Annotated in this window: 22 protein-coding genes; 15 read left to right on the forward strand and 7 right to left on the reverse strand. The window is 44.8% G+C overall.

Translation table 11 applies throughout. The features are described from left to right. Positions 1-9: 9 nt before the first annotated feature. Positions 10-870, forward strand: a complete 861-nt coding sequence (locus tag MINF_RS04315) for a prephenate dehydratase (RefSeq protein ID WP_012463298.1) — start codon at positions 10-12, stop codon at positions 868-870. Between the two features lie 17 nt (positions 871-887). On the opposite strand, the gene MINF_RS04320 is transcribed toward MINF_RS04315, so the two are convergent. After that, positions 888-1,436 (reverse strand): Slp family lipoprotein, encoded by a 549-nt coding sequence (locus MINF_RS04320; protein ID WP_148205133.1) that lies wholly within the window; start codon positions 1,434-1,436, stop codon positions 888-890. A 99-nt stretch (positions 1,437-1,535) separates the two neighbouring features. Here MINF_RS04320 and MINF_RS04325 point away from each other — a divergent pair, with 99 nt between their 5' ends. The 10 genes from MINF_RS04325 (at position 1,536) to MINF_RS04370 (ending at position 10,697) form a co-directional block, all read left to right on the forward strand. Further along, entirely contained in the window at positions 1,536-2,405 is an 870-nt protein-coding gene (locus tag MINF_RS04325) for a carbon-nitrogen hydrolase (RefSeq protein ID WP_012463300.1), read from the forward strand. 4 nt (positions 2,406-2,409) lie between these two features. Then, the gene (locus MINF_RS04330) at positions 2,410-3,486 is read left to right on the forward strand and encodes an agmatine deiminase family protein (protein WP_012463301.1); all 1,077 of its coding nucleotides are present in this window, start codon (positions 2,410-2,412) and stop codon (positions 3,484-3,486) included. A gap of 22 nt (positions 3,487-3,508) precedes the next feature. Continuing rightward, on the forward strand, positions 3,509-4,060 hold the full coding sequence (locus tag MINF_RS04335) for a hypothetical protein (protein ID WP_012463302.1): 552 nt from the start codon (positions 3,509-3,511) through the stop codon (positions 4,058-4,060). 11 nt (positions 4,061-4,071) lie between these two features. After that, the gene (locus tag MINF_RS04340) at positions 4,072-5,037 is read left to right on the forward strand and encodes a glycosyltransferase family 9 protein (RefSeq protein WP_012463303.1); all 966 of its coding nucleotides are present in this window, start codon (positions 4,072-4,074) and stop codon (positions 5,035-5,037) included. Continuing rightward, positions 5,018-6,166, forward strand: a complete 1,149-nt coding sequence (locus tag MINF_RS04345) for a cysteine desulfurase family protein (protein ID WP_012463304.1) — start codon at positions 5,018-5,020, stop codon at positions 6,164-6,166. The genes MINF_RS04340 and MINF_RS04345 overlap by 20 nt, the downstream gene beginning before the upstream one ends. A gap of 182 nt (positions 6,167-6,348) precedes the next feature. Next, positions 6,349-7,518: an aminotransferase class V-fold PLP-dependent enzyme gene (locus MINF_RS04350; RefSeq protein WP_238523552.1), complete on the forward strand. Its 1,170-nt coding sequence runs from the start codon at positions 6,349-6,351 to the stop codon at positions 7,516-7,518. A gap of 18 nt (positions 7,519-7,536) precedes the next feature. Continuing rightward, positions 7,537-8,328, forward strand: a complete 792-nt coding sequence (locus tag MINF_RS04355) for a histidinol-phosphatase HisJ family protein (RefSeq protein ID WP_012463307.1) — start codon at positions 7,537-7,539, stop codon at positions 8,326-8,328. 11 nt (positions 8,329-8,339) lie between these two features. Further along, positions 8,340-8,945 carry a molybdenum cofactor guanylyltransferase MobA gene (mobA, locus tag MINF_RS04360; RefSeq protein ID WP_238523553.1) on the forward strand — a complete coding sequence of 202 codons (606 nt, stop codon included), beginning with the start codon at positions 8,340-8,342 and terminating at the stop codon, positions 8,943-8,945. Further along, complete coding sequence (mobB, locus tag MINF_RS04365) at positions 8,942-9,460, forward strand: molybdopterin-guanine dinucleotide biosynthesis protein B (RefSeq protein WP_012463309.1); 519 nt, start codon at positions 8,942-8,944, stop codon at positions 9,458-9,460. The genes mobA and mobB overlap by 4 nt, the downstream gene beginning before the upstream one ends. 13 nt (positions 9,461-9,473) lie before the next feature. After that, on the forward strand, positions 9,474-10,697 hold the full coding sequence (locus MINF_RS04370; RefSeq protein WP_148205135.1) for a molybdopterin molybdotransferase MoeA: 1,224 nt from the start codon (positions 9,474-9,476) through the stop codon (positions 10,695-10,697). A gap of 246 nt (positions 10,698-10,943) precedes the next feature. On the opposite strand, the gene MINF_RS04375 is transcribed toward MINF_RS04370, so the two are convergent. The 4 genes from MINF_RS04375 to MINF_RS04390 form a co-directional block, all read right to left on the reverse strand. Then, a complete protein-coding gene (locus MINF_RS04375; RefSeq protein WP_238523554.1) occupies positions 10,944-11,852 on the reverse strand; it encodes an alpha/beta hydrolase in 909 nt (302 codons plus the stop codon). Positions 11,853-12,018: 166 nt separating this feature from the next. Further along, positions 12,019-12,663: a Tll0287-like domain-containing protein gene (locus tag MINF_RS04380; RefSeq protein WP_012463314.1), complete on the reverse strand. Its 645-nt coding sequence runs from the start codon at positions 12,661-12,663 to the stop codon at positions 12,019-12,021. Further along, a complete protein-coding gene (locus MINF_RS04385) occupies positions 12,660-13,088 on the reverse strand; it encodes a hypothetical protein (protein WP_238523555.1) in 429 nt (142 codons plus the stop codon). The genes MINF_RS04380 and MINF_RS04385 overlap by 4 nt, the downstream gene beginning before the upstream one ends. Positions 13,089-13,151: 63 nt before the next feature. Continuing rightward, positions 13,152-13,631, reverse strand: coding sequence for a peroxiredoxin (locus MINF_RS04390; protein WP_012463316.1), 480 nt, complete (start codon positions 13,629-13,631; stop codon positions 13,152-13,154). Between the two features lie 117 nt (positions 13,632-13,748). Here MINF_RS04390 and MINF_RS04395 point away from each other — a divergent pair, with 117 nt between their 5' ends. Beyond that, positions 13,749-14,153 (forward strand): hypothetical protein, encoded by a 405-nt coding sequence (locus MINF_RS04395; RefSeq protein WP_012463318.1) that lies wholly within the window; start codon positions 13,749-13,751, stop codon positions 14,151-14,153. 22 nt (positions 14,154-14,175) lie between these two features. On the opposite strand, the gene MINF_RS11585 is transcribed toward MINF_RS04395, so the two are convergent. Further along, positions 14,176-15,726, reverse strand: coding sequence for a hypothetical protein (locus MINF_RS11585; protein ID WP_148205136.1), 1,551 nt, complete (start codon positions 15,724-15,726; stop codon positions 14,176-14,178). A 346-nt stretch (positions 15,727-16,072) separates the two neighbouring features. Between MINF_RS11585 and MINF_RS04405 the strand changes: the two genes are divergently transcribed. The 3 genes from MINF_RS04405 to MINF_RS11595 all read left to right on the forward strand — a co-directional run bounded on the left by MINF_RS04405 (position 16,073) and on the right by MINF_RS11595 (position 17,916). After that, a complete protein-coding gene (locus MINF_RS04405) occupies positions 16,073-16,705 on the forward strand; it encodes an IS607 family transposase (RefSeq protein WP_012463321.1) in 633 nt (210 codons plus the stop codon). Between the two features lie 4 nt (positions 16,706-16,709). Further along, complete coding sequence (locus tag MINF_RS11590) at positions 16,710-17,081, forward strand: helix-turn-helix domain-containing protein (RefSeq protein WP_079200418.1); 372 nt, start codon at positions 16,710-16,712, stop codon at positions 17,079-17,081. Between the two features lie 154 nt (positions 17,082-17,235). Then, positions 17,236-17,916 (forward strand): RNA-guided endonuclease InsQ/TnpB family protein, encoded by a 681-nt coding sequence (locus MINF_RS11595; protein ID WP_238523575.1) that lies wholly within the window; start codon positions 17,236-17,238, stop codon positions 17,914-17,916. A 10-nt stretch (positions 17,917-17,926) separates the two neighbouring features. On the opposite strand, the gene fdhD is transcribed toward MINF_RS11595, so the two are convergent. Beyond that, positions 17,927-18,772 carry a formate dehydrogenase accessory sulfurtransferase FdhD gene (gene fdhD, locus MINF_RS04415; RefSeq protein ID WP_012463323.1) on the reverse strand — a complete coding sequence of 282 codons (846 nt, stop codon included), beginning with the start codon at positions 18,770-18,772 and terminating at the stop codon, positions 17,927-17,929. Positions 18,773-18,876: the final 104 nt, after the last annotated feature.

An 18,876-nucleotide genomic window follows, 5' to 3' on the forward strand; every position in this document is an offset into this window, starting at 1 on the left:
TATAACTAGATGAATACGGAAGAAAAAGAAAAAAAACTTTTAAAAAAAAGGATAGGCTTTTTAGGTCCGGAAGCTACTTTTTCGCACCTGGTCGTTAAAAAGAGATTTCCCAAGGACCTCCATCAATCCCTTGATTCGATAGAAGCCATTATCGATTTTGTTAAAGAACATACCGAGGATGAAGAAAGAATCGGCTTGATACCCATCGAAAATTCCACTGGGGGGATGATTCTCGAATCAGTGGATCTCCTTTTAGAAGAAGATTTTCATCTCTACATCCAGGAAGAGCTTTCGTTAAACGTTGAGCTAGCCTTAATTGGGAGAAAAGGGGAAGAGATTAAAGAGATATTTTCCCATCCTACCCCGCTATTCTATTGCAGGAAATGGCTTAAAGCAAGATATCCCCTGGCTAAAGTCATAAGGACCTCAAGCACTTCGGAGGCAGCCCAAATCGTTTCCCAAACTCCTGATTCAGCAGCGCTGTCGACTCGCCTTGCTTCAGAAATTTATAAGCTGGACATTTTGGAATTTCCCGTGCTCGAGGGAAGTCTCAATCTCACCCAATTCTTTGTATTGGGGCGGTCCCCCTATTTAGGAGATACCGCGGAAACAACCCTTGTTTTTTCTGTAAAAGATGAACCCGGTAGTTTGTGTTCTTTTTTGGAGCCTTTTAGAGATGAGAAGTTGAATATTAAAAGAATCGTTTCTCGCCCCATCCCCGGCAAATTAAACACCTATCTGTTCCTTTTTTCGATACAAGCCGGGAAGGAGTCTTTACGGTTGGAAAACGCTTTACGGAAAGCACAAAGGTATTCTCTTTGGCTTAAATCTTTGGGTTCCTATCCGGTGAGAGAAACCTTCAATGTATGAAAGATTTTGAAAGGGGACTACCACCATCCTTCTCCCCAGCCCGTCGTCCAGGGCTCGAATCCTACGGGCTCCCACAAGTTTTCCAGGATAGATCGCGTGGGAATTTTTTGTGCATAGGCAGGAAGAGATTCCTTGGGCCAGAGAAAAAATTCTTCTCCCTCTACAATGAGAAAATGGGAACTGTCCATTTTCATTTTGAAGGGAGAAACGACTTGGCCGCTGATCGTGATCATTTTGCCCGTGGAGTAAACCTTGGGATCAAGCTTTCCTTTATACCAGAAATAAAATTTACCTTGAGAAGGAGATTTCATGATCGGTTTGTCTGTTGCCCGGTCTAATGGTTTTTGAATGATGAGCATCAAGCTTTCTCCTTCCTGGGTCATGCACCGTTGGATTATCCCTCCTAAAAGAACGTGTTGCCCAATAAAGGCACTTGGTCTTGTAGCCAGGAGGGAAAAAGAAGGCTGTTTTTTGGCTTTAAACCGTTGTGAGCTTGTAATGGGACTAATGGAACAACCCATTGCAGCATTCAGAAATAGAAACAGAAGCAAGATTTTCTTCGTCATAGAATCCGGCGCCCTCAAATTCAATTTGACAACGATTAACAATTTCCTTGTTTTGAAAAAAGCTAGCAAAATGTTTTAAAAAAGAAAAAAGAATAGGAAATGTTAAAAGTAGCTCTTATTCAAAGTTATGGGGCTTGCGACCCAAAAGAAGGACTTAATAAACAGATAGAATTGATCTATAAAGCCAAAGAGCAAGGAGCTCAAATTGTCTGTACCCAGGAACTTTTTAGGACCCGTTATTTTTGTAATCGGATCGATCCCCGTTTCTTTGAATGGGCAGAAGAAATTAATGGTCCTACTTTTCAGAGCTTTATAGAAATTGCCCACAAGCTTAACATTGTGTTGATCGGTTCTATCTTTGAAAAAAGAACCCCCGGCTTATACCACAACACCGCTATAGTGATCGATGCGGATGGAAAGTACTTGGGTTGTTATAGAAAGGCCCACATTCCTGATGACCCGGGGTATTTTGAAAAATATTATTTTACCCCTGGAGAAATGGAATTTCCTGTCTTTCAGACCCGTTTTGCCAAGATTGGGGTCTTGATTTGCTGGGACCAGTGGTTCCCTGAGCCGGCAAGAATTCTTGCATTAAGGGGAGCACAGATTATTTTTTATCCTACGGCTATAGGATGGCTTTTGGAAGAAAAACAATCCTTTGGTCAGGATCAGTTGTCCGCTTGGCAGTCCATACAGCGCTCCCATGCTCTGGCTAATGGAATTTATGTAGCCTCTGTGAACCGTGTTGGTATCGAAGGAGACGAACGGAGCCGATGCATAGAATTCTGGGGGAGGAGTTTTTTTGCCGATCCTTTTGGAAGAATAATCAAAGAGGCGGGAGAAAAAGAAGAAATTCTCCTCGCGGAGATAGATTTTGCTCTTATAGAAAAAACAAGAATAAATTGGCCTTTTTTGCGTGACCGGCGCATTGATCTTTACCGGAAGATAACCGAAAGGTTCCTTTCTTAGTTCCATGAATAGAATACTGCCTGAGTGTAGAGTAAAAAACGGCTATTCCTACCCCAGCCCAGGATTTCGTCTACCTGCCGAATGGGAAAGGCATAGGGCAACCTGGCTTACATGGCCAAGAAAAGAAAGTATCAGTTTTCCTGGTATTTATGGAGAAATTGAAGAAACCTGGATAAAACTCGTTCGGACTATTTCAAGAGATGAACAGGTAAGGATAAACGTGTTTGACCAAAAACAATACGAAGAGGTTGAGCGGTTCATCAAAGAAAGAGGAGGGGAAATAAACCAGAAGATTTTTTTGTATGAAAACCCAGCTTATGAGCCTTGGTGCAGGGACCATGGACCTATTTTTATTAAAAATGAAAAAGAAATAGCGATAGTCGATTTTGGTTACAATGCATGGGGGGGAAAATATCCTCCCTATGAGCTTGACGACCGTGTCCCTCAACAAATAGGCAGGTATTTGGGGATGCGCGTTTTTTCTCCTGGAATTATAGTTGAAGGAGGGGCAATTGATTCTAACGGCCAGGGTATTCTTTTAGCTTCTTTAAAGAGCATAGCAAACCCCAATAGGAATCCGGGTATTTCTTTGAAAACAATAGAAGAAATATTCCATAAATTTCTCGGGACGGAAAAAGTGATCTGGCTTAAGGCGGAGGTTGCCGGAGATGACACCGACGGGCACGTGGACCAGTATAGCAGGTTTTTGAATACGAAAACCATTGCAGCCGCTTTCGAAAGCAACAGATCGGATAGTAATTACAACAGCCTTTGTGAAAATTTAAAGCAGTTGTCCAAAGCAAAAGATAACCAGGGGAAAGGCTTTGAAATTGTGGAAATTCCTATGCCTGCACCCTTAGTCCGGGAAGGCCTGAGATTGCCCGCTTCTTATCTTAATTTTTATTTCACGAACCGTTCCCTGTTGGTTCCTGTCTTTAACGATCCTATGGACGAAAAAGCCCTGGAGATATTGCAGAGTTTTTCTCCGCAAAGAAAAGTTTGTCCAGTCCCAGCTTGTGACCTGGTTTGGGGCCTAGGAGCCGTGCATTGTATAACGCAGCAGGAGCCGGAATGGGATTAGAACTTAGCCGTGTAACTCTATTATGATTTACCATCTTTCATTAAAAGCGGTTTCATTTGGAACGGGGTTGCTCCATTTATTAGTCGGGGCGGTTGGTTTTTTTTATCCCTCTTTTTTTGGAAAATTTCTTAAGGATTTTTCCCGAAATGACTGGCTGGGGAGGGTTATGATGGGCATTGCCGTTTTATGGACGGTCATTTTGTTGGCCACGATAGACCTGGGAGAATATACCCCCCAGCGGATATGGTTTGTCCTTTTTGCCTTTATTTTCGGCTCCTTGGTTATCCTGGCTATTGAAGATTTTATCGCTGTTAGAGCTTTAGCCCTCCTTCTTTTATTGGGTGCCGATGTGATTTTGGATGGTGCTTTTTTAAGCGACAGAAGTTGGCGTATCTTGCTTGTCCTCCTTGCTTATGGATGGATCGTTATGGGAATGTTTTTCGTAAGCATGCCCTACTTGGCTCGAGACAAGATAGCTTGGGTTTGTACTTCAGATAAGAAGATCAAAATGGCTGCTCTTTTTCCCATGATTCTTGGACTTGTCTTATTTACACTCGGGTTGGTCGATTCCTAAAAGACTCAAACATGAAGAGGATCGTGGTCATTAGGGGAGGAGGATTGGGAGATTTTATTCATACCCTACCGGCTTTATCGATCTTGAGGAATCATTGCCAATCCGCCAAAATAGATTTTCTTGGAACTCCTCGTTATGGGATACTGGGAGAAAAAAGATACTATTTTGACAAGGTTTATGATATAGGGAGTTCTCTTTTCACTCCTCTTTTTTCTGAAGAAAGAATTTTCCGACCAAAACTGGAAAATATTTTTTCCCCTGTTGATTTAGTGCTCTGTTACTCACCCGATAATCATGGTGTATTAAGAAACAATCTCAAATTTTATGGAGTGAGAAAAATCCTCTATTGTCCTCCTTTTCCTGGCCGGGGAAACGTTTTAGAATGGCTCGCTTTGCCGGTAGTTGAACTAGGAATGATCGATTCCACAGAGCACATTCCCCCTCCTTTCATATATCTCACTCCACAAGATGAGAAGAACGCATCGGCTTTATTAGATGGCCTGGAAAGCCGCCAACCAATCATCGCTGTTCATCCGGGAAGTGGTAGTCCAAAAAAGAATTGGCCTGCCGACAGTTGGATCTCCTTGTGTCAAAAATTGAAAGAAAAAGCTTGCCAAGTCGTTTTAATTCTAGGCCCTGCAGAAATGAACAGGATAGAGTTGAATGGACTAGCTGCTGATCTGAGGATAGTCGATCAAGAACTTCCCACTGTTGCCGCGATACTTAAAAGAAGTACTGTTTATTGCGGTCATGATAGTGGTATCACGCAGCTGGCCCTAGCGGTGGGATGCCCTTCAATTGCGTTGTTCGGTCCTACCGATCCCCATGTTTGGCTGTATAGAAAACTAGATAAAAGGAGGTGCTCGGTACTATGGAATGGAGAAGAAAAAGTTACCGTTCCAGTGGATAAAGTTTTATGTTGTATTTCAAAAATGTTAGAAGAATATAATTTTCATCATGCGGTTGATATACCTTGATAACAATGCGACTACTCCTGTCGATCCTTTGGTGCTTAAGGAAATGGTTCCTTTTTTTTCAGTTTATTATGGGAATCCCTCCAGTCCTTATCGGCTGGGACAAGAAGCCAAGCAACACCTAAAAAAAGCGAGGATTGCTATTTGTCGGTTTCTGAATTGCGAAGAGGACGAGATTGTTTTTACAAGTTGTGGCACCGAATCGAACAATGCGGCCATTCTTTCCGCCCTTCGGACCACGGGGAAAAAAAGAATTGTAACTACGGTTACCGAACATTCGGCTATCCAGGAATTGTGCTTGGACTTGGAAAAGCGAGGATTCGATGTAGATAGGATTCCTGTAGATTCTTTGGGATTAATCGATCTTGAGGAAGTAGAAAAGCGTATCAGCGAACAAACGGCCCTTGTTTCAGTGATGTGGGCGAATAACGAGACCGGAGTAATATTTCCCGTCGAACAGATAGCCGAAATTTGTAGAAAAAGAGGAGTTTATTTTCATACGGATGCGGTACAGGCGGCGGGGAAAATTCCCATCGACCTTTCTAAAGTACCCGTCGATTTTCTTTCGTTAACGGGCCATAAATTTTATGCTCCAAAAGGGATTGGAGTTCTGTTTGTCCGCAAGGGAAGACCCTTTGAGCCTTTCATTCGTGGTGGTTCTCAGGAGATGCGACGGAGAGCGGGGACCGAAAATGTGCCCGCCATCGTGGGTATGGGTAAGGCTATAGAAATTCTTTCGCATCGCATGGACGAAGAAAACAAAAAGATACGGGCTCTGAGGGATCTTTTGGAAACAAGGATATTAAGTGAAGTCCCCTTGACGAAGCTTAATGGGGATAAGCTCAACAGAATTCCCAATACAACAAATATCTGTTTTAAAGGGCTTGATGCAGAAACCCTGCTTTTTGACTTGGACCAGAAGGGGATATGCGCTTCAGGCGGATCAGCCTGTACAACAGGTTCATTAAAACCTTCCAAGGTCCTTACGGCAATGGGGTTAGATCCCTTGGAGGCGAAATCAAGTGTGCGGTTTTCCTTGGGAAGACATAATACTGAAGAAGAAATCCAGTTTGCAGCCGATGAAATTGTGAAATCTGTAGAAAAAATCAGGGGAAAAATACCCCGTCACTAACTTTGAGGCTATACAAAGGGAAGGGACTTGGCTTATTTTCACCCTTTCCGTAGTCGATATTGTTTTCAAGAAGTCAGCCTGGAGTTCAAGAGGAATAAAGCTCTAGGGAGCAATTTTTCAAAAAGGAGGAAAGCTCTTCTAGGTTGGGAAAAATGCTGTAAAATATATATAAGTCCATAGTGATGAACTGTTCGCTTGAAGATATCCTTTCCAGGGAAAATATAAGGAACACTCTTTTCCCGGTGACAAGAAATAGAGTGTTCATGGCGCATGCGGCGGTTTCTCCCTTGCCCGCCCCCTCAGCTGAAAAAATCTCCACTGCGGCTTTCGAAGCTTCGGATTGGAGTCAAGAAACAGAATCTTTTTTTCAAACTATTGCCCAGGCAAGAGAAACGGCCGCACAATTAATAGGAGCTCAACCTTCGGAAATCGCCCTTTTGGGTCCAACAGCCCTCGGTCTGAACTTGGTTGCCAATGGGTTACCCTGGAAACCCGGAGACGAAGTTATCTATTATCCCGACGACTATCCAACCAATGTTTATCCATGGAAAAACCTTGAAAAATTTGGTGTCAAAGCGGTTCCCTTGTATCCAGAGGAACCCGGAAAAATTACTTTACCCTTGGTCCTTAAGGCATTGAGTCCAAGAACCAGGCTCGTGGCTTTGGCTAGCTGTCATTATCTTTCTGGCTATCTTCTTGATTACGAGGAAATAGGAGAAGAACTCCACAGAAGAGGCGTATTATTTAGTTTAGATGGGATTCAATCCCTAGGGGCATCTTCAATGGATTCAAGATATTTTGATTTTCTTAGTGCAGATTCCCATAAATGGCTTTTAGGCCCTCTTGGTGCAGGAATATTTTATTGCAAGGAATCCCTGCAGGATTACTTGAGCCCAACTCTTCTAGGAGCATGGAATATAAAGTCTCCGGACTTTATAGCACAGGAAAAGCTGGAGGTTGAGAAAGGTGCTCGGAGGTATGAAAGTGGAGCTCTCTATGCTTTAGGCATAGTGGGGATGGAAACCTCGATGAAACTATTGCTCTCCGTTGGAATCAACAAGATCCGGGAAAGAATTCTTTATCTTCATCAATATCTTTGGGAGAAACTTTGCCGAATGGGATGGAGGTGTCTCTCAGATAGCTTTCCGCTTGAAAGGCGCTCTGGGATCATTTCTGCTTCAGTTTTGGGAGTCGATCCCCAAGGACTCCTAGCCAAGTTAAAATCCCAAGGAGTAGTCGTATCTTTTCGAATGGATAGGAATAAAAATTGGTATTTTCGATTTTCTCCCCATTTTTATAATACCGAAGAGGAGATCGATAAAGTCATTGAAATATTAGCCCATAAGGACTGATCTATCCCTTATTGATCTATGATTTTCGACTATCATCTTCATACTCCACTTTGTGGCCATGCTGTAGGTCAACCCCGGGAATATGTTATGAAAGCCATAGAAAGGGGTTTAATCGAAGTCGGGTTTTCAGATCATAATCCTACGGCTTTTTATTTCGATGACTGGAGAATGCGACTGGATCAGCTCGATGAATATTTAGAACTCATTGAAGAAACGCGAGCAGAATTCCCACATTTTCCTATCCGGCTTGGCTTGGAGTGCGACTTTCTGCTCGGTCATGAAGAACATATCAGATACTTAACGACTCTGGCACCTTGGGATTACCTTATTGGCGCTGTTCATTATATTTCCAAGGACTGGGATATAGACAATCCTGCAAAGCTGGATAGGTGGAAAGAAAGCGATGTAGAAGAAGTGTGGACTGAGTATTTTTCTTTGTATACAAAAATGGCTTGTTCAGGACTTTTCGATTTTCTCGCTCATCCCGATTTAGTAAAAAAATTTAACCACAAACCCCATCAAGATCTTTCTTCGTTTTATAAAGAATCCCTGACGGCCATGGCTGACCATAAGCTTGCTTTTGAAATCAACACGGCCGGGTTAAGGAAACCGGTAAAGGAGATCTACCCAGAGAAACGGTTCCTAGAAATGGCTTTCAAAAAACGCATCCCTATTTTAATTAGTTCAGATGCCCATAGCCCTTCTGAAGTGGGGTCTGATTTTGACATTGCCCTGGATCTTATCCGGGAGGTTGGATACAGAGAATTAACCCTTTTTAGGTCGAGAAAGAAGGTTGTTTTCCCTTTGTAAGTCAAATGGATATGGATATAGATGGGGTAGTTCTCTGTGGTGGAAAAGCAACGCGGATGGGAGGCATCGAAAAAGGACTTTTATTGTTTAAAGAAAAACCTCTTTTCCTTTATAGTGCAGAAAAACTTTCTCCAAGGGTAAAAACCTTGTGGATAAGCGCTAACCGTTTCTTAGAAAAATACCGCTGTTATGGTTGGCCAGTTGTTCCAGATAGTATTAAAGGCTGTGGTCCTTTGGGAGGGATATATACCATCCTTAAGCAGATGAGCTCTTCTTTATTGTTGTCTGTTCCCTGTGACTGTCCATTTTTCGAAGAAACGATCGATATTAGGCTTAAGGAAAAACTCCTTTCCACGTCTGCTCCGCTCGTTTATGTTTGGGATGGGAAAAGGGAGCAATATCTTTTTGCCCTTTTTAAAAAGACGATTCTAGCCGAGCTTGAAAAATACTTGATGGCGGGAGAAAGAAAAGTCGGCTCTTTTTATCGAATCGTACAAGCGGCAAGGGTCGATATGAGTGCATGTCCCGAAAGATTTTACAACATCAACACTGTAGCCGAATTAGAGGAAGCTGAAGGGAGTGCTCAGGTTTTTGGAAAAGAAAAAGAAGTTTTATGAACGCTTTTGGTTTTGTGGGCAAAAGTGGGTGCGGGAAAACCACTCTTATCTGTAAGCTTGTAAGGTATTTTTCAACCGAGGGCTTTAAAATAGGGACATTCAAGCATGCCCATAAAGGATTTCAACTCGATTACCCGGGAAAGGACAGCTATAGGTTCAAGGACTCGGGAGCTGCGGCTGTCTGTCTTATTTCCCCTACTCAATCGGCGATGATCATCGACAATCAGCTTTCAGAGGAAATGGTTTTTCAGAAGTTTTTTGAGTTCATGAAACCTTTGGGATATGATTTTATTTTCGTTGAGGGACTTAAGCAATGGGATCTTTTGCCTAAATTCTGTTTTGTGGAGAGACTGGAAGAAGCCGGTAAAATTTTAGAGGGACTGGTCAATTGTGTGGGAGTGATAACGAAAACCAAGGAGACAAAAGATTTTTGGGAATGCAGGCCTGTTTTTTTCAGAGATGATGTAGCTGCCTTAGGCTCTTTTATTAGGCATTGGGTCCGACAGTCCCATTAAGAAAAAAATGATTATGAGTTTATCCCCCCTTGTTTACGTTACCCTTGACCAAGCCCTGGATATTCTCAACCAAAACATAGAAGAAATTAATGGATCGGAGATAGTTCCTTTGGAACAATCTTTAGGCAAAATTCTTGCCGAGGATATTTATTCTTTTGCGGAGTTTCCTCCTTTTGATGTTTCTTTGATGGATGGATATGCCTTTTGTTCTGAAGCGATTGACTCTGAAGGGGAAAAGGAATTTGTGGTTGCCTCTGAAGTCTATGCGGGTGGGGCGGTTGATGAAACTTTTAATAAAAGCCAGTGTGTAAAAGTAGCTACGGGAGCGGCTGTTCCCAAGCCTTTTGACCTTGTCGTCGTTCAAGAAGAGGTGAGTGTCAAGGAAGGACGGGTTAAAATAAAGGGGAAATATAAAAAAGGGGAAAATATCAAGAAAGCTGGAGAAGAAATCCAAAGGGGACAGCTTTTATGCCGGAAAGGTCGAAAAGTAGATGCTCGATTGATAAATCTCTTGGCGACCCTGGGCATACATCAGCTTAAAGTTAAACAAACACCCCTCGTTTATTTGTTCAGTACAGGCCAGGAGCTCAAATCCCTGGGAAAAACCCTCAGCTTTGGACAGGTGTACGATAGTAACAGGGTCTTTTTGCAAAGTGCCTTGAAGCAGATGGATGTCCTTGTAGCCGGCGGCCACATCGTTGAGGATGATTTCAATGCCCTTGAAAAGGAAATGGAGGAGGCTAAAAGAAGCCAAGCCCATCTTATTCTTTCTACCGGAGGCCTATCCGTTGGAGAAAAAGACTACGTAGCCCGGTTTATCGAAAAGAGCTGTTCGGTATATTTTAAGAAAGTCGCCATTAAACCCGGCCGTCCTTTCTCATTTTCATCTTTTGAAGGGATACCTTTTCTCTCTTTACCCGGGAATCCTGCAGCCGTTCTTGTTTGTTTTTATGCTTTTGTTAGGAAAGCGTTGGCAAAACGCATGGGATGGTCCACCCATCCTTTCCTTGAATTCATGGCCCATGTGGCAATCGATATGATGAAGAAGTCGGGAAGGGTAGAATTTTATTTTGGAAAAGTAAAAGAGGAGCAATCTCGACTCCTCGTTGAGCCCATATCGTTGACCGATCCTGCGGGAGCTTTCTCTGCTTCAAGAGCCGATGCTCTTTTAAGGTTGCCTGCAGGCTCAACTTCTATTCCCAAAGACATGCTGGTAGACTGCATCTGGTTGTATTAACTTTCCCAACCCGCTGAAGCGAAGAAGCCCTGGGACAAGCCGTTAGGGTTGTAGGCTGTTGCCGAGGGGAGGAAATCCGGGATAGATTGGTTGGCAGCGGTGCTTGATTCTGCGATTTGGACAGCCGGCCAACAATGGGGAGTCGTTTACTCGAGGCTCCAGAAGAGGGGGGAGATTGATCATTTCGATGGGAAAAAGGAAATGAACGGGAAGGACTGTAGTGGGCTTGAGAATGAACGGTTAAAGTTATAGGTCGTACAAAAATTGGGCAATTGTTTTTTTGAAATGGGGATCGAAAGTTCTTAGTTCATGATTGGCATTAGGGATAATCCACCAAGATTTTGGACATTTTGCCGCATCGAAGACTTTTCTAACCATTGGAATGGGCATCCTTACATCCTTTTCAGCGGCGAGGATCAGCAGGGGACAATCGATATTTTCGGCTGCCCGAACGCAGTCTACTTTGAGAGGATCGATTCCAAAGCTTTTTTTAAGATGCCAGGCGACGATATGAACCATGGGAAAGGGACTGATTTTGAAAAAAACCTGGGCATGTGTAATTAAAGCATTGTAAAGATTATCGAAGGGGGCATCTGCTATAATAGCCTTCAGTTTTCCTTTTAGCCGCGATCCGGCAAGAAGCGCGGTCACGGCCCCGAGAGACGTCCCCCAGAGAACGGGATAAGAGTATCCATTGTTTATAAGCTCTTCAATCCATCTTTCAAGGTCCATGCTTTCCTTGAGTCCTAAAGTTACCAAAGAAGGACCGCTTTCCCCGTGCCCTCGTAGGTCTATGGCTAGAACAGGAAATCCTAATTCGTGTGCAAGTTGGATATAACTCATCATAAATTGCTTGTTTGCTCCCAGTCCGTGGATGACAATGAGTGGGGTTTTAACCTTTTCGGAACCTGGTTTCGAGTAAACAAGCCATCCGGCCAGTTCTATGTTATCGTAAGAAAGGATCTTTACGGTTTGGTAATCCAAGCCTATAAGACTAGGATTGAGATTAGGACTTGCCGAAGGAGGAACGCTTACGGCAAGATTAGACAGAACCTTGCCAAAAAAAAACAGCCCTAAGCCGAGAAGGGTACTCGGTAAAATAACGACTGCTAAGATAAAAAAGCAAAGCAAAAGCATAAAATTAATGAACCTCACCGTCTCGAGGATTTTTCATTGTCAAAAGAATGGTAATTGAACAATTCAATGATTTGCTTTGTTTTGAAAACTCTAAAGGGCTTTGCATGGACTTCCTTTTTTCATGACTACGGACCGTAGCTTTCCCTAGAGTTTAATGGAACAAAATCTTCTCATTTTTTTAAATTTATTCTTCCTTGGATAGGACTACTTCTACAGTGATCAGCCCTCTAAAATCACCCTGTTTGTAGCCAGTGGCTTCGTCAAGGGGATATCTTTTCTTCAAGGCTTCTTTAAGCTCTGGGCTCATTTGGCTGGGTGAACCGTGACAATTAAGACAGAGATTACCGGTAAAAATAGGTTTATAGTACCTGTATTTTACGGTCCAGTCTTGTTCCACTTTTTGAATATAATTTGCCGGTAAAGGCTCACGGCTGCGCTGGGCTTCCAAGAATATCTCCAAGGCCTCTTTTTCGGCATAATCGGGTTTGTTGAGTGGATTTCTTACTTTATCCGAAGTTCTTTTGAGAAGAGTTATCTTTTCGCCCTGTTTTTGCTTAATTTTTTCGGTTAGGGCTAATGCATTGAGGCTACAATATTCCAAGGCTCCAGTAGGTCCAAGCTCTTTAATTTTTGTTTCCAAGATATTTTTAAGCGATGCCTGTAGCTCTTGCGCAACGGGTTCAGCAATTTTTTCTATAGACTGACGTTTTTCCAAAGAGGCTATGCTTGTAACGGGTTCCTGCTGAGAACGCGCAGCAAAAAAGGGAATAAAGACCATGATCAAAAACAAGAAAGCACCTCCATGAATCGTGGCCTGGATCCTTTTCATATCATGAATCTTCCTTTCTGTTGAAAAAAAAGGGCTAAGAGACTACCCATGCCGCTCACAACCAGGTAAGAAGCAATAAGATAAGCAATGGAATCGGGGAAAACGAAGAGCAAAATGGCTATGATTACAGGGAAAATGCTAAAAAAGGAAGGGCCTATAGCCATTAGACTTAAGATTCCAAAGAAGATGAAATGGAAGGCGACGAGGTAGGGAATCAGGTTAGGAAATAAAAGGATTAAGAGGCCACTTAGGGCTGTCAGGAGGCAAAATATGAGGTTAAAATGAAAAAAAAATCCGAGAATAGAGAAAAAAAGAAGATAAGAGGCGATGAGGAAATAAAGAAGATGGGGCTTGATGAAAAGAATCAATCCAAAGAGCAATGAAAAAGCAGCCTGAATAATAATCCTTAGGTTGGCGTCAATCATGATCAAAATCTTCCTTTACATAAGGGTATGTTTCTCCGGTTCTTGGTCTGTTGGATAGGATAACTAGGGATTTTGAGGAGTATTCTCTTTGAGTTTTTTCAGTTCTTCTAACACTTCCTGGACATGATTATCAGGGTTGACTTTCAAATTGCGCCATACGATTTTGCCATCTTTGGCCAAGAAAGACTGTCTTGAAGCATGTCCATTTCTTTTGGTTACACCGAATTGATCAACGATTTTCCCTTCGGGATCGGCTAGGAGGGGAAAAGGAAGGTGGTATTTTTCTTTGAACCTTTTTTGAGCTTCTTGGTTATCCATGCTTATGCCGAATATTTTTATACCATGGTTGATTAACATCTGATAATGATCTCTAAAGTTACAGGCTTCCCTGGTACATCCGGGAGTATCTGCCTTGGGATAAAAATAAAATAAAACAATGCCTTTTTGGCCGATCTCTTTAAGTTGAACGCTCTGGCCATCTTGGTCTACCCCGGAGACATCTGGAATGGGAGCTCCTACTTCCAAAGGAGAGAGGGGTTTCATACCATTACCATATAAATGGATGGAGAAAAAAGAAAATGAAAAAAGGAAAATTCGTAAAAGTCTAAAAAACTCCATTTTTTATTTTATCCCTTTGCGACAAACTTTAATCTTTCATTCATGATGAAAATAAATTTATTTCCGTTCGCTTTGTTTTTTCTTGGAGCTTGTTTTGCTTTCCCCTTTGAATCATGGGCCGGTAAAGATAAACCGACCGATTCATTTACTCAAAAGAACACGGCTCAGAATAAAAATGGCTTAAAAGATCAAAAAGTTGCAGAATTAAAGAAAAAGCATAACAGGATTGTAAAAATCTTTGAGGATTGGCAGCAGGCTGTGGCTAAAGAAAACCAAAAAACCGCTGCGGCCCTTCATCAGGAATATCTCAAGGAGCAGCAGGAGTTCCAAAAAAAGTGGAAGAGTTGGGAAAAAGAAATGCAAGCCCACTTAAAAAAAGCTGAAAAGGCGATAGGGGACGAGGCGGGAAAAATCCAAGGAGAGATGAACAAAGCGGCTGAACAGTAACGATAAAGCACAAAATGGTTTGTTAGTGGTGGAACCCACCTCCGTGGAATCCTCCCATCATCCCTCCATGGAATCCTCCAAAGCCACCATGGAATCCTCCAAAGCCACCATGGAATCCTCCCATGCCCCCGTGAAAGCCTCTCATCCCTCCATAAAAACCTCCAGGATGACCTATGAAACCCTGGTGTCCAATAAAGCCTTGATGTCCGTAAAATCCTCCATGACCTAGGCCGGTTGCGCCATGAAAAATAAATCCGTGAGAAAATCCGCTACTGCCGTGAAAGACATTACCCGAAAAAGAATGCAAGGCAGGGTTTCCCATAATATGCCCTGAAAAGTGAGAAGCTGAATTTCCTCCGCTGAAATGAGAGGCAAGATGACCGGTGGCGGGAGAACTGAGGGAGCGCCCGGCGATGTCGTGAATGCCATGAAAAGTGAGATGCTGGGGATGAACAGGAGAAAGAGAACCTGCGGTGTGGGCCTGAGCTAGGTTGGCTTGATGCAGAGAAGCAAGATTTTGATGGTCCTGGTGGAGAAGGTTGTGAAAGTCGTTATGGAGAGATCCTTGGGCTAGGGAGTGCGTAGCATGGGATGGGGACATGGTATGGGCAAGGGAATGTTGAGTTGCGTGGAAAGACCCGGGGTGATTAAAAGGATGTCCAGCAGCAAGACCATGGGGATTCATGCCTCCGCCTCCATGGTGGGCTATCCCCTGTTGATGAGTGGGAGTGGTTTTCGTAATAAAGACGTTTTTTTCAATGACGAAGGGGAAAAATCCAAAAGGACCCCATAGAAACGGCCACCACAAACCCCATCCAAAGCCAAAACCAAAACCCCACCCCCACCACCACCATGGCCATCCCCATCCCCAACCATAGCCGTAGCCTCCCCAAGGGTTGCCCGAGTAAGTCAGTTGAGTATTGTTTTCTTCGCTGCCTACGAAAGTTTGGGCAGAAGGAGCAATAACGTTGGATAGGGTGGAGGCAGTTGTTGTCGAGTAGGCTGCGGCCTTGGAAGCGGCTAAATCCTCTTGTCTTTTTTCCTCCTCTTTCTTTTGGGTTTCCGCCGCAAGGAGTTCATTGCGTCTTTGGTAAGCAAGCTGGAGATCTGTTTGAAGCAAACGAAGGGAGGAAGAAAAATTATCCGCTTGCGTATTTAAATTTACCCACCTGTTTAATAGGGTGGCATCCAAAAGATCGGATTGCGAAGAAAGGCCCCATTGGGCAACACGAGAAGCAATATCGGATTGGATCTTGGAAATTTTTGTTGTGAGCTCGTCAAGAAGGGATTGGTAATTAAAAAGGGAAGATTCCATCAAGGAAACAGGGACTTGATAGGGGAAGGAGCTCATCAAGGCTTTTTGGTAAAGACTCTCAAATTGTTTTTTTTCTTGGTCAAGCCTATCAATGATCGGGGTTAAGCTCTCCATCTGTCGGGCTAACTCGGAACGAAACTGGGTTAGTCCATCCTTGGGAGGATGCGATCCTCCAAGCCACTGGCTCATTCCCCAGAAAAGGGAAAGAGAAAGCAAAGTTAAAAGAAGAATTAAAATTGTTTTCTTAAAAGCAAACATTTTCTGTTTTAAATATATCCAGGATTTTGGTCGCAACAATGCTTGGCTGTAAAGCTCGCTGTATTTTTCCTCCCTATTTTTATGAATTTCTCATTTTTTTTCCCCATCCAACGAAACCAGGTCCAACGAAAAAATAAACGGTGAGCAATGCCCAAGGTTTTGAGACGATCAAAAAAATCTGAATTTATTAAAAAAATGTTCCTTTTTTGAGCCCAAGTTTCTTATTGGATTGCGATAGCTATTTAGCTTCGGGGGGTTATCGTTTGAGCAACGGGTAGCAATGAGGAGCCCGGAGGAGCTAAACTCTAGTATTGCAAATAGTGCGTAATGGTGTATTATGTAGGGCATGGAAAGCACCATGAGCACGGGCCGGGCGGCCAAGCTGCTGGGGGTCTCGGTCAAGACCATGCAGCGATGGGAGCGTGAAGGCCGACTAATTCCTGCGGTGCGGACCGACAGCAACCGAAGGCTTTACACCGAATCACAGCTTCGTGATTTTCTCGGCCTGCGCCATGCGGTGTCCGAGCCGACGCGGCTCATCGCGTACTGCCGCGTCTCCAGCGCCGCACAGAAGCCCGATCTTGTTAATCAGCGCAAGGTGCTGGAAGAGTTCGTGGTGGCAAAGGGACTGGCGAACGTCGAGTTCATCGAAGAGGTCGGTGGCGGACTGAACTTCAAGCGCAAGCGCTTTTTGGAACTCATGGACGCCATTGGACGGCGAGAGGTCAAAACCCTGATCCTTGCCCACCGCGACCGGCTCACCCGGTTTGGCTTCGAGTGGTTCGAGCATTTCGCCAGTAGGAATGGGTGCGAACTTCTCGTGCTCAACCAGGAGCGGCTGTCGCCCGAACAGGAAATGGTGCAGGACCTGATGACCATCGTGAATTGCTTCTCGTCCAGGCTCTACGGTTTGCGCAACTACCGAAAAAAGCTCAACGAAGCGCTGAAGCTGGACGCGACCAACGCGACACAGGTGTGAAGCCGTGCAACTGACCCACAAAATCGCCCTTCGTCCGACGCCCGAGCAGGCAGACTACTTTGCCCGCGCCTGCGTCACCGCGCGGCGCGTCTGGAACTGGGCGCTGGACGAGTGGAAGCGCCAGTATGCCGCCGGGTGTAAACCCAACGCGATGGCGCTCAAAAAGCAGTTGGGCGCCATCAAGTACCGCGACCCGCAGTGGCTCGACGAGGACGGGCAGCCGTGGCTCAAGACCATCCATCGGGACGCCCACGCGCAGCCCTTTGCGTACCTGGGAAAAGCCTGGAAGCGCTACTTTGCCGACCGCAAAGCGGGCAAACCGGCGTTTGAACCGCAATTCAAGAAGAAAGGCCGCTGCCGCGACAGCTTCGCCTGAGCCAACGACAAGTTTCGGGTCAGCGGTAAGACGATTTGCCTGCCCAAAGTGGGCGAAGTCGCCATGGCCGAGGCGCTGCGCTTTGAGGGCAAGATTCTCGGCACCACCGTCTCTCGCACGGCGGATCGCTGGTTTGTGGCGAGCCGTCGTCGAAGTGCCAGACCGCATATTCCATCGCCGCCGCTTAAGCCGCAAGATCGAAGCCGCCAAGGTTGCCGCCGGATTTGCTCCTCAAGCTCGTCTGCCCAAAGGCACCAAACTTCCCGTCTCCAACAACCGCAGGAAGTCTGCTGCGACATTGGCAAGGCTGCACGCCCGCGTTGCCAATGTCAGAGCGGATTTCACCCACAAGCTCACGACCCGGCTCTGCCGTAAAAACCAAGCGGTGGTGATCGAGGATTTGCGCGTCAAAGGCATGTTGGCAAACGACCGACTGGCCCGTGCCATCAACGACGTGGGCTTGGGGATGTTTCGCGCGCAGATCGAGTACAAGGCGAGGCGCTACGGCACGCGGCTCATCATCGCCGATCGCTGGTATCCGAGCAGTCGCCTGTGTTCGGTTTGCGGGAGGAAGAACGAGGCGCTGACGCTCAAGGATCGGAGCTGGACGTGTCCCGAGTGCGGCACGCGCCACGACCGCGACTTCAACGCGGCGCTCAACCTCAAACGGCTGGCAACCGCAACTGCCCTACCCGTGGCGAGTCCGTCTGGTAACAGCGGCGCTGCGGCAGAGATGGTCTCTGCCGTAGTCGGGAAAGTTACGCCTGTCAGAGACGATTCCGTTGAGGAATCGGGGCAGGAAGAGAACAGTGCGCACCTTTGCGCACGTTTTTGATAGCAGAATCTTAGGCGATTCTCTCGATGCCGTGGTAAACATTAAATCTTTTTTGGCGTAGGAAACCAACGAGGGTAATAGAAAATTTTTGAGCCACAAGAAGGGCAAGACTACTTGGGGCGGACACCGAGCAAAAAAATCTCAGGCCGGCCATATAGGCTTTTTGGAGAAGTTCATAGCTTGCTCTGCCACTGACCATGACGATATGCTGATCTAAGGGAAGAAGACCTTCCCGTAAAGCATAACCTACGATTTTATCCATGGCGTTGTGCCTGCCCACATCTTCCTTGATCTCGATAAGGTTTCCCTTGAGATCAAAAATGGCTGCAGCATGTAACCCCCCGGTAATTTTAAACAACCTTTGTTTGGCTTGGAATTCCTCGGGGAGCTTATAAAGTATGTCCAAGGGAATTTTCCAATTAAAGGGAAAACTTCTGTTTTCCTTTTTCTTTGCTACCCATAGGTCGACGGCGACTCGGCCGCACACCCCGCAAGCGCTGGATGTCATAAAATGCCTTTCAAACATTCCGATTTCAGGCAATTGAGATTGGTTGAGGATGACTAGAAGACTATTGTAGCGTTGTTCTTCTCCTAGGTCTTTGCGAATGCAATAAGAAATGGAGCGCACGGTACTGAGGTCTGAAATTATACCTTCGCAAAAGAGAAAGCCCAGGGTCAAATCAAAGTCAGCACCAGGAGTTCTCATCGTCAGGGCCAGGATTTTTTCTTCGTTTCCAGCCCTAAGACGGATCTCCAAGGGCTCTTCGGCAACTACATAGTCGGTTTGGTTTTTCTTATCCCTGCCACTAAATTCCCACACGGGTAGGGCAACTTTAGATTTAGCTCTGTGCTCCATTTTTAATTCTTGAATTTCTCTAAGACATTTTTAGCAACAGACAAATGAGTAAAGAATAAGAAAATTCAAAAAACCATCTTTTTAACTCATTCCCTAAGAAAAGC

The organism is Methylacidiphilum infernorum V4, assembly GCF_000019665.1.
Lineage (GTDB): Bacteria > Verrucomicrobiota > Verrucomicrobiia > Methylacidiphilales > Methylacidiphilaceae > Methylacidiphilum > Methylacidiphilum infernorum.